Annotated in this window: 13 protein-coding genes and 1 riboswitch; of the genes, 2 read left to right on the forward strand and 11 right to left on the reverse strand. The window is 53.8% G+C overall.

Translation table 11 applies throughout. The annotated features are described in order from the left end of the window. Nucleotides 1-21 precede the first annotated feature (21 nt). Nucleotides 22-1,122: a protein rep gene (locus tag QP381_RS01200; RefSeq protein WP_285067450.1), complete on the forward strand. Its 1,101-nt coding sequence runs from the start codon at nt 22-24 to the stop codon at nt 1,120-1,122. 33 nt (nt 1,123-1,155) lie between these two features. Next, entirely contained in the window at nt 1,156-1,521 is a 366-nt protein-coding gene (locus tag QP381_RS01205) for an RNA polymerase-binding protein RbpA (RefSeq protein WP_006681016.1), read from the forward strand. A gap of 136 nt (nt 1,522-1,657) precedes the next feature. Here QP381_RS01205 and lnt read toward each other — a convergent pair whose 3' ends face one another. From lnt to fmt, 11 genes are all read right to left on the reverse strand, one after another. Beyond that, nucleotides 1,658-3,232: an apolipoprotein N-acyltransferase gene (lnt, locus tag QP381_RS01210; RefSeq protein ID WP_285067452.1), complete on the reverse strand. Its 1,575-nt coding sequence runs from the start codon at nt 3,230-3,232 to the stop codon at nt 1,658-1,660. Next, nucleotides 3,229-5,997 (reverse strand): DEAD/DEAH box helicase, encoded by a 2,769-nt coding sequence (locus tag QP381_RS01215; protein ID WP_442953388.1) that lies wholly within the window; start codon nt 5,995-5,997, stop codon nt 3,229-3,231. Before QP381_RS01215 ends, lnt begins: the two co-directional genes overlap by 4 nt. Then, nucleotides 5,994-6,971, reverse strand: a complete 978-nt coding sequence (locus tag QP381_RS01220) for a helix-turn-helix transcriptional regulator (RefSeq protein ID WP_103633744.1) — start codon at nt 6,969-6,971, stop codon at nt 5,994-5,996. Before QP381_RS01220 ends, QP381_RS01215 begins: the two co-directional genes overlap by 4 nt. Beyond that, nucleotides 6,971-7,900: a helix-turn-helix transcriptional regulator gene (locus tag QP381_RS01225; protein ID WP_181002195.1), complete on the reverse strand. Its 930-nt coding sequence runs from the start codon at nt 7,898-7,900 to the stop codon at nt 6,971-6,973. The genes QP381_RS01220 and QP381_RS01225 overlap by 1 nt, the downstream gene beginning before the upstream one ends. 40 nt (nt 7,901-7,940) lie before the next feature. After that, on the reverse strand, nt 7,941-8,786 hold the full coding sequence (gene hisG / locus QP381_RS01230; protein ID WP_006681011.1) for an ATP phosphoribosyltransferase: 846 nt from the start codon (nt 8,784-8,786) through the stop codon (nt 7,941-7,943). A 22-nt stretch (nt 8,787-8,808) separates the two neighbouring features. Beyond that, on the reverse strand, nt 8,809-9,072 hold the full coding sequence (locus QP381_RS01235) for a phosphoribosyl-ATP diphosphatase (RefSeq protein ID WP_006681010.1): 264 nt from the start codon (nt 9,070-9,072) through the stop codon (nt 8,809-8,811). A 59-nt stretch (nt 9,073-9,131) separates the two neighbouring features. Further along, on the reverse strand, nt 9,132-10,151 hold the full coding sequence (locus QP381_RS01240; protein ID WP_103633742.1) for an ABC transporter substrate-binding protein: 1,020 nt from the start codon (nt 10,149-10,151) through the stop codon (nt 9,132-9,134). Between the two features lie 12 nt (nt 10,152-10,163). Then, on the reverse strand, nt 10,164-10,937 hold the full coding sequence (locus tag QP381_RS01245) for an ABC transporter permease (RefSeq protein WP_103633763.1): 774 nt from the start codon (nt 10,935-10,937) through the stop codon (nt 10,164-10,166). Nucleotides 10,938-11,006: 69 nt separating this feature from the next. Next, nucleotides 11,007-11,131, reverse strand: a riboswitch (FMN riboswitch). A gap of 93 nt (nt 11,132-11,224) precedes the next feature. Next, nucleotides 11,225-11,887, reverse strand: coding sequence for a ribulose-phosphate 3-epimerase (rpe, locus tag QP381_RS01250; RefSeq protein WP_103633741.1), 663 nt, complete (start codon nt 11,885-11,887; stop codon nt 11,225-11,227). A gap of 21 nt (nt 11,888-11,908) precedes the next feature. Further along, the gene (locus QP381_RS01255) at nt 11,909-13,399 is read right to left on the reverse strand and encodes a transcription antitermination factor NusB (protein ID WP_006681006.1); all 1,491 of its coding nucleotides are present in this window, start codon (nt 13,397-13,399) and stop codon (nt 11,909-11,911) included. Continuing rightward, complete coding sequence (gene fmt / locus QP381_RS01260; protein WP_006681005.1) at nt 13,399-14,343, reverse strand: methionyl-tRNA formyltransferase; 945 nt, start codon at nt 14,341-14,343, stop codon at nt 13,399-13,401. The genes QP381_RS01255 and fmt overlap by 1 nt, the downstream gene beginning before the upstream one ends. Nucleotides 14,344-14,349: the final 6 nt, after the last annotated feature.

A 14,349-nucleotide genomic window follows, 5' to 3' on the forward strand; every position in this document is an offset into this window, starting at 1 on the left:
ACTGTCTGTTATGTTTGTTGCATGGCTCTCGCTCTTGGTAACTCGCAAACAGTTGTCACTGATGGTGATTCTTCTAGGTCTTATCGGTTTCAACTGCGCAATGTTGCTCGTAAATATACTGACGCTAGGGTGAAAACCTGCGGTTTCCCGCTTCGCTATGGCGTTGCTGTCCAATCCTTGCAAGATGGTTCTTGCGGTTTCGGTGGTATTGAGACGTGTTCAAGTCCGTGGCTGTGTCCTGTTTGTTCTGCCAAAATTTCTATGGGTCGTCGCCAGGAGCTTCTTCAACTCGTTGACTGGGCTAAACAGAATGAATACTGCGTATCGTTCCTAACGTTGACGCAACAACACAACAAAGGTCAGAAACTCGATGACCTATGGCGCAAACTCAGTAAAGCATGGAGTAAATTAAATCGTCGCAAGACTTTTAACCGTTTCAAGAAAGATATAGGCTTCGTCGGCTACGTCCGAGCCAACGAAGTCACCCACGGCGGTTCCGGCTGGCATGTTCACTCGCACTATATTTTAGTTTCCAAACTCAACCCGGTTACGGCAGATAATCAGCGGTTTATTTCTTTACAGTGGCGCGACGCTCTGCAGTCCGTAGGGTCTTCGTCTTCGCTTGAACGCGGGGCAGTTCTTGAATCTGTTTCGGGCGATACGGCTGAAATCGTGGCTAAGTATGTCGGCAAAGGTGCCGGCGATATTGGTCTTGAAATGACCATGGGTAATTTCAAGCGTGGTCGCAAGTCCAGTTCACGCACTCCTTTTCAAGTTCTCGCAGACTTGGGAGAGGAATACAATGAAAGAGATTTCGCGATTTGGCAAGAATGGGCGTCCGCGTCTAAGGGGAAACGGCAACTACAGTGGTCGAGGCATTTCAAAAAACTCGCGGGCATCGACGAACTGACCGATCAGCAGGTAGCCGAACAAGGCGAAGACCGTGAAACACTTGGCTTTATTAGCCGTGTAGATTATTTAGACCTGTTAGAATCTAACTATCTTCCTAGATTTATGGACGCGATCGAAGACCAGATCAGACATAAAGCAACATTATCGGCTTCAGCTTCGTGTGTGAGAGATCCGCTAGTAATGCAAATGCTGGTATCTCCGCTAAAATAGAGTGTTAGCTTCAATGACCTTAAGGAGATCACCATGGCAGATCGCGCGCTCCGAGGAATGCAGATCGGCGCAAAGTCTATGGAGTCTGAAGACGGTGTCGTTTTTGCCGAACGCTACACCGTTTCGTACGTCTGCCCGAACGGTCACGAGTTCGAGGTTCCTCTTGCTAGCGAAGCAACTCCGCCAGCAACGTGGGAATGCCGTTGCGGTAGTTCTGCTGAACTGATTGGCGATGCGCCAGAAGATGAAGAAACAAAGCCCGCCAAGGCTGTTCGCACCCACTGGGATATGCTTCGCGAGCGCCGCAGTCTTGAAGAACTTGAAGTTGTCCTGAACGAACAGCTCACCGCATACCGCGAAGGGCGCCTTCAGCCCGAAGGTCACTATCGTAAGGGCTGACACCCCTGGGCTTGGCTTGCTCGACTCAATAAAGCCTCCAGATACTCCTGGCTTCCTGCGCGAAGCGAGGAGTATCTGACATAATAATACCCTCTATCGAACGTTTCACGCACAATTTAAAGCATATTTATGCAGGTCAGATCCTATTTTGACGCCTTAGAGAGTTCCAGTTCACCGCAGCCTGAATCGACGCATAGAGCAAGGCAAAAACGCCGTACACACCCGTTGCTCCCATAACCATCTGAGCGGGCAACTCCCCCAACTCAGCAGTCTTCGTCATCGACGTCCTCAGAGGCACCGAGTCAGCAAGCCACGCAGCACTGTGAGGATCGGTTGTCGCCTTCATACGACCATCCGGCAAAATCACTGACGACATTCCGGTAGTCGACGCTTGGATCGCTGAACGCGAATACTCCATTGCTCTCAAACGCAGAAGCTGATTCTGCTGGGCAGACTCCGATGAAGATTGGAAATGATAGTTATTCGACGGAGTGACAATGAGCTGTCCACCTGCCATAACACCAGGACCAATCACCGCCGGGTAAGCGGATTCAAAACAAATCCCTACAGCGATCGGAATCGTCCGCGAATCATGGAGATGAACATTCATTAATGCAAGATTATTAGCGGCAGCCATGTCCATATTGATCTGAGCAGCCTGGGTAGCAAGCTTCGAAATCAGCGAACGGAAAGGAATGAATTCTCCAAAAGGAACAGGCTTTTGCTTAGCATAGAGGCTTTCTTCATCGAGTCCCTCGGACTCGTACCAGACGCCCAACCAATTCCAACGCTTGTCATCTTTAACGTTCGCGAAACCGAAGAGCAACGGCGCATGAGCCAACGTGGCCGAAGAATCAACAAGCTGGGCAACCAAACCGGATTCTCTCGGGTCACGATCGGCGCCGGTTTCTCCCCAGATCAGCAGATCGACAGGATCAGACTGAGCCACAAGCTCCTGAGTCATCGCAGAATTGTTCGTTGTGACCTTACCTTCGATACCAAAGGTGTGTGCTCCCGGTAGTTCAACGTCTCCCTGAACAACTCCCACACGAATCGTGCCTGCCTCTTGCGACAAAGGAAGCGGAATCATCCACGCGGCAAAAAATACGCCGAGACTTCCAACAAGCAGAGCCGGCCTCGTGAACCAATGCTCATCGCCCAAATCTGAGCGGAAATAGAACACTCTCCGAAGCGCAACTGCGAGGGCAACGCTCACAAATGACACCACCACTTCCCCACCCCACGGGGCAAGGTGACCAAGTGGTGAATCAACCTGTGGCATCGCGACATTTCCCCACGGAAAAGCAGTCCAGGGATAGTGACTACGAAGCTGCTCGACACCCACCCACGTCAATGCATAGACAAAAGGCTGTCCCAACGGAGAATTCACCACTGGAATCGACTGTGACAGACGCGCGATCACTGCCCACAGGCACAACGCAATCACCTGAGTCGTAGCAAGAGCGGCCCACGGTAAATATCCTCCGGTCGCCAGCGTCACCCAGTGAATCAGAGGAAGCCACCAGGAAAAACCAAAAACAACGGTGTTCAGCAGTCCGCGTGAAAGAGTCGAATGATCCACACGTGAAAAATAGAGAGCAAGAGACGGAAAGATCAGCCACCATAACGACAGGGACGGGAAGGCTGCCCACATTCCCACGCCTGCAAGGGCGCTGAGAAAAACATCAACAATCAAAGAAGTATTTTTCATAACACCGACCACGCTACTACGCCGTGAACAAGTTGGTGTCGGGCACGCTTCGCCTGCGACGCCATCGCTTCGTCAGTGTCATGACGCAGCTGATCCAACAGATCCATGACCTGACGAATCCAACGAACGAAGTCGCCACCGAGCATCTCTTCGCCATCGAGCGAGGTTCCCAACGATGCCCCATGAGCCCACGCCAGACACGCTTCCATCATTCCCGAATCAGGCTCAGTTGTCGGTTCAAGTCCGGCTCGCTTCTCAACCTCTGCGACCTTCGCACTTGCTTGAAATGTTGCCTTGAGTGCGCGCGTCAAATTCTTTGAAAGACCAACCGGGAGTGCAGGACGCGCACCATCTTCACGACGCGACTCAAACACACACGTCGACACGATCGCAGCCAATTCCGCGTCATCCAATCCGCTCCACGCTCCGCTTCGCAAACACTCCATGACGATGATGTCGCGCTCGCCAAAGATATGACGTAGACGTTCACCCTGGTCGGTCACAGTATCGCCGTCAAGAAAGCCTAGTTCCTCCAAAACCTGGCATACTCGGTCGAACTTATGGGCAACGGAATGTGTTCGAGAGTCAATGCGTTCGTTCACCTTGCGCAACTCGCGATTAATTCGGGCCCACTGATGCCCTGCACGCGCATGGTGTTCACGTTCAGGACACTGATGAACAGGATGAGCCTTCAGTTGCTTCTCGATCTGGGCGCTCTTGGTCGCATCAAAGTCCGGCGTATCAAGCGGAATCTCAATAGATTTCACCCGAATACGGCGCTTGAGTTCATCAGCGATTTTCATTCGTTCTTTATTCCGACGCACCGCAGATCCGCCGGCAATCTTCATCGACCCCACAACAGCGAAAGAAGATGAGACATCTTTAGCTGACAGCGAATGGAACTTCCCATCCGTGCCAATCAACGTTGTAGAAACGTGCCCGATAGCCGTGTCGGAATGGAACGCAACCACCGCGTACAGGCTACGACGACCAGATCCATAACGAATGATTGTTCCTGGCTGACAGGTCGCCAACGCCACACGATTTGCACTGCGTTTTTCGGCAGCCCTCAGCTTAGATTCGGACTTCTGGGCAAGAACAAGATCGTCACGAAGCGCAAAATACTCGCGCGCATCTCCGCGATCACATTCCATATCCTGCTCGAACTTGGCACGCTGGCGTGCGAGCGCACGGGCATGCTGTGCAAGTTCAACGACCCCGCCATCGGCTTGGAACTGAGCGAACGATGTTTCAAGCACATCACGCGTGGCAGCCCGCGACGAATGGTGAAGCAGGTTCACAACCATGTTGTAGGTCGGAGTGAAAGCACTGATCAGTGGGTATGTTCGTTTAGAGGCAAGAGCATTGACCTCTTCAGGAGTAACTTGGCCACGGTGAAGAACAATTGCATGTCCCTCGGTATCGATGCCACGCCTACCAGCACGACCCGACAATTGGGTGTACTCCCCCGGTGTCAGCTGAACGTGGGCAGCTCCATTCCATTTGCGCAACGACTCGATGACGACACTGCGAGCCGGCATATTGATGCCTAGAGCAAGCGTCTCAGTCGCATACACCATTTTGATCAAACCGCGCGTGAAGAGCTTTTCTACTGTCTCTTTCTGAATGGGAAGAAGACCCGCGTGATGCGCTGCGATTCCACGTTCTAGTGCCTCACCCCACGCATTAATCCCTAAGACATGACAGTCTTGTGCACCAACCTGAGTTTTTACCTCATCAACCGCTGTCGCAATCTGCTTCTGCTCTTCTTTATTGGTCAGCCAAATTCCCGCGCGAACAACCTGGGTGACAGCGTCTTCACACCCTGCCCGAGAAAAAACAAACGTGATCGTCGGTAATAGGCCAGCTCGATCCAGCTCAATCAAAGTCGACGGACGCGACTCGCGTGGAGGTCTGACACGAGCAGTTTCATGCCAATTCCTTCCACCTCGTCCCATTCTCCCAGGATTCGACGGACCGATAGCCGAACGTAGCTCCGGGTTGATTCGCGTTGATTCGCCCTTCTTCGATGGCGAATACAAGTCATAGAGATGTCGCCCGACCAACATGTGCTGATACAGCGGGACAGGACGATGCTCGGAAACAACAACCCGGCATCCTCCACGAACATGACCGATCCACGTACCGAATTCCTCAGCGTTCGAAACGGTTGCCGATAGAGCGACAATCTTTTGCTCAGCGGGAAGATGGATAATCACTTCTTCCCACACGGGGCCACGGAAGCGATCCGCTAGGTAGTGCACCTCGTCGAGCACAACCGAATCAAGATCCGATAGATCCGCGCCCGCATAAATCATGTTCCGAAGAACCTCAGTCGTCATCACAACGATTGGCGCGTGAGAGTTGATCGACGTATCACCGGTCAAAAGACCAACAGTGTCTTCACCGAAGCGACGACGTAGATCCGAAAACTTCTGATTAGATAACGCCTTAATCGGAGTTGTATAAAAGCTTCTTTTTCCCTTCTGGAGAGCAAGGTACGTCGCGAATTCACCCACAACCGTCTTACCAGCACCAGTTGGAGCAGCAACTAAGACTGACTGTCCAGCTTCGAGAGCATCCATCGCTTCGATCTGGAAATCATCAGCCTGAAAATCGAGGGTCTCGCACCATGCGTAACGCATGGTGCGTTGGATGTGCTGATCCTTCTTAAACGCCTGTATTCGCTGGGCCGGACTCAGCTGCTCAACAGGCTGTGGTTCCCCGGAAGCTTTGCTTGCCTGACGCCTTCTTTTTGGGCTCACAATGTCTCCACGCTGTCTAGAACCTCGTCCCATGATGCCTTCATCTGACGCGCAACTTCACCCGCTTGCACGAGCGAGTCCTGCGGGGCGGATTCAAGGGACTCTGAAATATCAATAAGCAACGTCAAAAACCACTGTCGGCTCCAGATCGGAATCAACAGTTCGGTCAATTTATCGTTGACTTGACGACTGATTACCTGCGGGTATTCGTCTGCTACCCAACGCCCATTGGGGCCAACAACCAGTTGTTGTGTCTCAAGTGGTTGTTGGTTGTCACGCAGTCTATTGGGTGACTTCCGCCGGGCATTCTTACGCGACATATTGATTTCGAGGTCGCTCATCCGGTCAACAGCGAACGTTCTCCACTCATCGTGGATCATGCACCAGCCAAGAAGCATCCAGCCGGTTCCTTCCAAATGAAGTTCACGAGGTTCCACTTCGCGACGCTGAGTCGCCCCATTCGCTGAGGTATAGGTGAACACAACCGGTCTGCGAAGCCCGATGGCACGGTCAAGAAGAGCAAAGGCATTCTGACACTGGTGATCCCGGTGATGAAGCAGAATCTGCTCATCACCACGCTCCCCAACCAGCTGGCCAATCTTGTCCAGAACGGCGGGAATACGCTCGACAAGGTCTCGGGAAAGAACACTCGACAGAGACTCAAGACCGATACGAATCGCCAACGCTTCGCTTGGAGTAAGGCCCGGTAGCTGATTGGCGTCAATATGCGACATCAGCTGGACAAGACCTGAGTCGTGAAGAAGATCAATATCAACCCAGAAACGACCGTCGAAATCGAACGTGTCATCATCAGCTACTGACAGGGTATTCAAATCGCGAAGCATCTTGTCTCGCGTTCCACCAAACTGGCGGACCACATCGTCGAGTGGCACAGGTTCGAAATATGCATTCGTTGCAAGCCAATCACGAATCGCGAGCAGGCGAACAAGCGCGTCAGTAGATCGTGCTCCCATCACTGAACTCCCCACGACGAGGCCCTGTCAATTCGGGCATAGATCTCATCCCTCAAATCGTGGGGAGCAAGAACAACAACATCTTCACCTTCGGTGAGAACGCGCGTCATCCACGTATGACGGGAAGCTCGCAGCCCGACGGCTTCGCACCAACCATCTGTTATCAGGCGCCCTGTCAGTTGGACGTAGGCGCGAATCGCAAGCGATGCGTCATCGCGAATTGCAAGAAGAGGCTCTATTTCTAGAAGAGTGAAGGGATCTGCCGGGATCTCGGGAAGCTCCAGTGCGTCGAAAGAGTCGCCAATAATTTCAATCTCGGAAGCAATCCGCGACAGCTTGAACAAACGCGGTGCGTACCTATCCATATCAAAACCCCATAAGTACATGGAGTTCGAGCGCATCACAAGCTTTCGGGGAGCAACGCTACGTCGGAACGAATCCGATTCAGACGTGTAGTCAAAGCTGACAAAGCGCCCATGCGTGATTGCTTCGCTCAGCGCACAAATCACATCGCTGTGATCAAGGCCGATATTCACGTGAGAAAAAGACGTTTCAGGCGGATCCATCGAAAGCGCTAGCTTTTTTAGTGCCGTCGTATTCGCGTCATCGTCCCACACTTTGATTGCCATCGAAATGAGCCGTGACTCGCTGGCATCAAAACGAACGTTCTCTCCTTGGAACTGAGCCGAAGCTTTCGGATCAATTTCATAAGTGAAATCAGGATTCGTTCCCCGCATTGTCAGTGCGATACCGATGGAGTGAAGAGTTTCTTTATCGTCTTGGAATTGGCCCTCGAAGTTATCGTGAGTCAGTCCTTGATACTGAAGAACCTGTTCCTGAATCTCCCGCTTAGACAGTGGGCGTCCAGAATGCCTCAGACAATTCAATAAGGCAAGCAACCGAGCATCGCGCGAGCTGTCATTTCCCATAGGCATAAGCCTACTGATGCTCGCGAGCAAAAGCCCTGTTCTAGAGACGAGAGGCACGCAATTCGGTGACGATAATTCCTCGGGCTCCAGCCTCGTGAAGCTGATCCATAATCGGATTCACTTGGTGTGCTTCCACCATCACGCGAACCGCTCGCCACGCAGAATCCTGCAATGGAGAAACAGTCGGAGAGTCAAAGCCAGGCGCAATAGCGATCGCCGCATCAAGAGCAGACTCGCGAACGTTGTAGTCAACAATCACATACTTGCGAGCAACCTGAACACCTTCGAGGCGCTTGACCAGCGTTGCCAGCGCCGGATCGTCAACGACATCGGGACGTGTGATCAGAACAGCTTCTGACTTCGCCAAAGGCTCACCAAACACCTCAAGGCCGGCAGCCTTCAGGGTTGAGCCGGTTTCGACGACGTCAGCAATCAGGTCAGCAACACCCAGGCGCACCGAGGACTCCACTGCCCCATCAAGGTGAACGACCTCAGCATCCACACCACGCTCATCAAGATATGACTTCACCAGATGGTCATATGACGCAGCAACGCGCTTACCGTTGATCTGTTCAATCGAGGTAATCGTGCCGGTAGGAGCTGCAAAACGGAACGTTGAACGAGCAAAACCCAACGGGAAATGCTCGATTGCTTGAGTCTGAGAGTCAAGCAGCAGATCGCGACCGGTGATACCCGCTTGAATGGAGCCTCGTCCCACATAGACCGCGATGTCTCGCGGACGCAGGAAGAAGAGTTCGACATCATTCAGGGTGTCGGTAAGAACAAGCTCACGACCGTGGCGACGAGTGTTGTAGCCAGCCTCAGAAAGCAGACGAACAGCAGGGTCAGACAGTGAGCCCTTATTGGGCACAGCAATGCGAAGCATGGAGATCCTTCAACGAAAATGCTTAGAGTTTCTTGTAAATGTCGTCGAGGGTCAGGCCCTTGGCAATCATCATGACCTGCGCATGGTAGAAGAGCTGCGAGATCTCAAGAGCGAGATCGTCAAGAGTCTCGTATTCGGCAGCCATCCACACTTCGCCGGCTTCTTCGATGATCTTCTTTCCGATCGCATGGATGCCCTTGTCCAGTTCAGCAACAGTCCCAGAACCCTCGGGGCGGGTCTGAGCCTTTTCGGACAGTTCGGCAAAGAGATCTTCAAAAGTAGCCATGGCCTGACTTTACGACGCCTCGGACAACAAATGAAACCCTATCCGCCTAGCGGACAGCCTTATTCATTCACATACTCGTTAGTAGCAGCCAAAGAAGCATCGGGCTTCTGAGAGACGACACCCGGCACAGAGCCCAAGAACTCTGCCATCATCTCCCAGCGATCAAGATCCTGCCTCGCCACAGCCGGGCCGCCAGCGTTCATCATCAGAGGAATTGTCGCCTGAAGCACTGCCATCGCATTAGACTTCGAGGTCTCGTCGCTGAGAGTCTCATCCCACGCCATCGTGACGTCAAGGGCATGGTCGGGATCATCAATCACCGAGTTAATACCAGCAGTTGTTGCGCTGACAACCGCTGACGCAAGTTCAGGGTTTGCCTCAGCCCACTGACGGGTCGTGATGATCGACGCCGCGACAAGAGGCGTCTGCGATTCCAAACTAATGGCCCTGACATCCATGCCCGACTGGAGCATCTGAACCAGGTCATTATTCGCAAAACCGAGGACAGCATCCACTTCACCTTGAGCAAGAGCAGCTCGTTGCGTGTAGCCAATCGACGCAATCTCGACATCCTTCTCGCTCAAGCCACCCTGTAAGATAGCCGAGAGGGTCGCATACCAGTTCGACCCATACTCACCGGGAATACCGATGCTGTGTCCTTTAAGGTCCGACAGAGTGTGGATCTCAGAATCCGCTGGAACAATCACAACGCCGGGGTACTGACGGTAATAGGTACCAATCGACACCAGATCCATCCCGGAATCACGCGCCACCATTGCCTCGTCACCCGAAGCAATCACAACGTCTTCTTCACCGGAAATGAGGGCCGTAAACAGTCCCTCATCGGAACCGTGGTGACGAATCGTCACATCCACCCCAGCATTCGAATACAAGCTGTCATCATGGGCGACATACACGGGAGAGAACTGCACGTTCGGAATATAAGTGAGACCAACGGTCACTGCGTGTGACGCCGACGCACCAGACTCAGCGGTCGAAGGATCGGGAGCACATGCTCCCACACATGTAACGCCGAATAGGGCGAAAGCCACGATAGATGCGCGAAGACGAACAGACATGAGGAACCACTTTCATTGCGAGATCATGTAACGATGCGAGCGCTCAATGCGATACACGAGGATGTATATCGCTGTTGCCATCACACACAAGAGTCCAATCGTGACGAACATTCCTGCCGTATCAACGTTTGAACGTGCCTGTGTAAGAACCTGCCCCAAGCCATTGCCACCCATCACCATTTCGCCAACAACTGCGCCAGTCACCGAAAGAGTAAAACCGTTTCGGACACCGCCAAGGACCGCGGGGGCCGCAAGAGGAAGCTCCATCGAAATCACCATCGTTAAGCCCGACGCTCCATCCACCTGGGCGGCCTCGAGAATCTCAGAATCGAGATGTCGTAGACCCACCACCGTAGAGACGAGAATCGGGAAGAAAACGAGAAGCGCACAGAGTGCAGTGATCGACCAAAAACCGTAGCCGATCCACAAGACAAGAAGTGGTGCGAGAGCAATAGCAGGAAGCGCCTGCGTAGCTCCAAGGAAGGGTTCGACCGCAGCACTGACAAGTGGCGAACGATAGATGAGATACGCCAGCGGCAGTGCGACAAGGGCGCCAAGAACGGACCCCGCAATCGCCTCCCCCGACGTCACAAGCGTTTTATTCCAGAACGACGACCCTGTTGCAAGCGTCAATGCACGCTGCCACGTTTGTGCAGGTGACGGTAGACGCCACGACTCGATGCCCGAAAAGGATACGGTCACCCACCACATTCCAAGTAGGAAGAGCAGGAAGACGACAGGTGCAATGAGCGTCACCGTACGCGAAGCGCGTTTGCGATGTGCCACGACCCTAGCCTTTCTGGCATCCGGGTGCGTCGCGAGGCAAGCAACACGGCACAGAACGTCCGTCTGCTTGACGCGCTCCTCCCATCCGGACTTTCACCGTCGGTATCGGAATTACACCGATTCAGCCACCTGATAGCAGGCGGGTCGCGGACTTTCACCGCCGGCTCGGACTTTCACCGACCCCGGAGCTTCCTCAATCATGCCACGAACGCGTCCAAAGCGCGAAAATAAAAACCGGTGTGTGGTCTTACAAATTACGACCACACACCGGTTGGAAGCTCAACAAATCAGTGGCAGTGATGCAATGCGAGCTCGCGGAGTGCTGCGACCTCTGCATACGCGTCTTCTGCACGGAACACGGCAGAACCGGCAACAAAGTTGTCTGCGCCCGCTTCAGCTGCCAGTTCGATGGTCTGACGAGAAACACCACCGTCAACCTGAATCGAAACCTCAAGACCAGAAGCATTGATCGCTTCGCGGGTACGGCGGATCTTCGGGATCATCGAGTCAATAAACGACTGACCACCAAAACCAGGTTCCACAGTCATCACGAGGATCATGTCGAAATCCGACAGAATGTCCACGAACGGAGCGATATCGGTTGCGGGACGAAGCGCCAGACCGACCTTTGAACCGATGCGGTGGAGCTCGCGTGCAAGGCGGAGCGGAGCTGCCGCAGCTTCAGCGTGGAACGTGACTGAATGACAACCAGCTTCCGCATATGCGGGCGCCCAACGATCAGGGTCTTCGATCATCAGGTGTGCATCAACAGGAAGGATCTTCGATGCGATGACGGACTCGACAACGGGCAGGCCCCACGACAAGTTCGGAACAAAATGGTTGTCCATCACGTCAACGTGAGCAACGTCCGCGCTGGAAATCTTCGTGAGTTCGCCGCGCAGATCGCCGATATCGCAGTTAAGAATCGAAGGAGAAATAGTTGGTTTCATGATCCCTATGATACGTGGTGATTAGCGCGCTGATGTGGGCTTTTCGACCTTTTTCATCGCTGCAATAAACATCAAATCCGTACCGTTACGGTGTTCCCACAGTTGGAGGGTGCGACCGGGGTATTTCTTGATACGACCAGCAGCGTCAGGGACGTTGAGAGACTCCGGTGCAAGTGCTTCGCCAAGTGCAACTGTATCGAGAAGCTCTACTTTCCCAGTTTTCAGTAGCTTCTCCACCTGAGCAAGCGTTTCGTCGACGTGCGGAGAGCAGGTGATATACGTCAGGATTCCGCCTTCGCGAACAAGTTCGAGACCGCGTGCCAACAGTTCCGCCTGCAAATCGACGAGGCCGCCAACATCTGCTTGCGTGCGCCTCCATCGTGATTCGGGGCGGCGCCTCATTGAGCCCATGCCTGAGCAGGGAGCATCGATCACAACTCGGTCAAAGCTTCCAAGAGGCCACTGGCTCTTGCCCCCACCGAAGGTACGACCATCGGACGAGACGACCTCAACGTTGTCAAGCTGGCGACACGCGCGTTCTACGAGGCGAGCACGGTGAGGATGGACCTCGTTTGCAATCAGTGTGGCTCCTTGAAGAGCGCCGATCGATGCGAGCATCGATGCTTTGCCACCCGGTCCTGCGCATAGGTCGAGCCAGCACTCGTCTTTGCCTTCAATCGGGGCGGTAGCAGCGATCATTGCGCCAAGCTGGGATCCTTCGTCTTGGACACCGGCGCGCCCTGAGCGGATCGAATCGAGACTACCCGGATCACCGTGTTCGAGAAGAACCGCGCAATCACTGACATCGCCTGGGGCGACGCGAGTTCCCAACACTGATTCAGCTTCATCAGCTAGATCGATTGCTTCGATCAGACCTGGGCGCGCAACAAGAGTCACCAGCGGAGGCTGGTTGTCGCCGGCTAGCAGGTCATCTAATTCGCTAGCCTCGAAGCCATGGCTAATGAGGGCGTCTTCGAAGGCATCGACCATCCAGAGCGGATGCGAAAACTCAATGGAACGACGTTTGTTCGGGTCACTGATCTGGGCGATTGCATCTTCGATTGCTCCAGGAGCTTCACGAGTGATTGAACGCAAAACCGCATTCACCATTCGCGTTGGCCCCTCGGTCAGGTAGTGGCGAGCGAGATCAACGGTGGAAGCAACTGCCGCATGGTCGGCAACGCGCATATTCAGAAGCTGATGGGCTCCCAGGCGCAGGAGGACTCGAACGGGGGTATCGACCTTATCGATGGGCCTGGTCAGATAGCGTCCCAAAACCCAGTCGAGACGTCCCTGGGCTCGCAGGCTTCCATTGACAAGTTCGGAGGTAAAAGCAGCGTCGCGCGAGTCCAGGCGCTCATGTGAACGCGCGTCACGCAACGCCTTCGTTAGAGCGATGTTGGCAAAGGCATCTTCAGTTTCAACTGCCATGAGCACGTCAAAAGCAATGCGCCTAGGCGTATCGACGTCCTGAAGTTTGCGATATCCATCGGAGTAACGACGGGTTGCCATCAGTTTTCCTCCATCGTGCCAAGCACTGTGTCTTCTGAAAGCCTGGCTCCCCTAGCCCATGCGGCAGCGTCCATCCAGCCTTTACCTGCCGGAGCAACCTGTCCAAGGCGAACGATTCCGTCCTGGCAGCCGACTTCAACGCTCTTCTTCGTTACTCGAATATGACCGGGTTCAAGATCATCGCCCTCTACGACTGTTACCGCGGCTAGTTTCAATCGCTTTGAGTCTGGAAGAAGTGTCCACGCGCCCGGGTTGGGGCTAAGACCAAGAATCTGCCGGTCAGTTGCCTGAGCAGACGAACGAAAATCAACGAACCCGTCGCTGGAGCTCAGTTGACGTGCGTGGCTTGCCCGCGGATCATCTTCGTTTTGAGGCACAGCTTGTGCGGTTCCATTCGCAATCGAGTCAACCACATCCACAACTTGTGGAGCGCCGAGAATTGCCATGCGTTCAAGTAATTCGCCCGCTGTTTCATGCGTGATGTCGACCGGAATCGAGGAATAAACAGGCCCGGTATCAAGACCTTTTTCAAGTTGGAAAACACTGGAAGCCGTAGTGGTATCCCCGCTGATCAGTGCCCATTGAACGGGAGCAGCCCCGCGCCACCGCGGAAGAGACGAGAAGTGGAGATTGATCCACCCATGAGTAGGCATGTCCAGAACGGAGCAAGGAATGAGTGCACCGTATGCGACAACGACACCAAGATCGGGGCGTAGTGACTCGACTTGGTTGCATACCTTAGGGTCTTTAAACGAAGACGCTTCAATCACAGGTAGGCCGTGTTCACGTGCGAACTGCGCAACTGGACTGGGGTGTAGCGTGCGCCCACGACCCACTCTGGCAGGTGGACGGGTAATGACACCGACGACCTCATGAGTAGACTCGACAAGACGCTCAAGCGTCGGGATAGCGGGAGCTGGAGTTCCAGCGAAAACAATACGCACGAGGAT

Source organism: Pauljensenia sp. UMB6358 (assembly GCF_030216865.1).
GTDB classification, from domain to species: domain Bacteria; phylum Actinomycetota; class Actinomycetes; order Actinomycetales; family Actinomycetaceae; genus Pauljensenia; species Pauljensenia turicensis_A.

What these genes read in the sequence shown, in the direction of transcription:
- QP381_RS01240 (WP_103633742.1), bottom strand. Translation starts at nt 10,151, where the DNA reads ATGTCTGTTCGTCTTCGCGCATCTATCGTGGCTTTCGCCCTATTCGGC.
- QP381_RS01225 (WP_181002195.1), bottom strand. Translation starts at nt 7,900, where the DNA reads ATGGGAAATGACAGCTCGCGCGATGCTCGGTTGCTTGCCTTATTGAAT.
- QP381_RS01255 (WP_006681006.1), bottom strand. Translation starts at nt 13,399, where the DNA reads ATGGCAACCCGTCGTTACTCCGATGGATATCGCAAACTTCAGGACGTC.
- lnt (WP_285067452.1), bottom strand. Translation starts at nt 3,232, where the DNA reads ATGAAAAATACTTCTTTGATTGTTGATGTTTTTCTCAGCGCCCTTGCA.
- QP381_RS01235 (WP_006681010.1), bottom strand. Translation starts at nt 9,072, where the DNA reads ATGGCTACTTTTGAAGATCTCTTTGCCGAACTGTCCGAAAAGGCTCAG.
- QP381_RS01205 (WP_006681016.1), top strand. Translation starts at nt 1,156, where the DNA reads ATGGCAGATCGCGCGCTCCGAGGAATGCAGATCGGCGCAAAGTCTATG.
- QP381_RS01200 (WP_285067450.1), top strand. Translation starts at nt 22, where the DNA reads ATGGCTCTCGCTCTTGGTAACTCGCAAACAGTTGTCACTGATGGTGAT.
- hisG (WP_006681011.1), bottom strand. Translation starts at nt 8,786, where the DNA reads ATGCTTCGCATTGCTGTGCCCAATAAGGGCTCACTGTCTGACCCTGCT.
- QP381_RS01220 (WP_103633744.1), bottom strand. Translation starts at nt 6,971, where the DNA reads ATGGGAGCACGATCTACTGACGCGCTTGTTCGCCTGCTCGCGATTCGT.
- rpe (WP_103633741.1), bottom strand. Translation starts at nt 11,887, where the DNA reads ATGAAACCAACTATTTCTCCTTCGATTCTTAACTGCGATATCGGCGAT.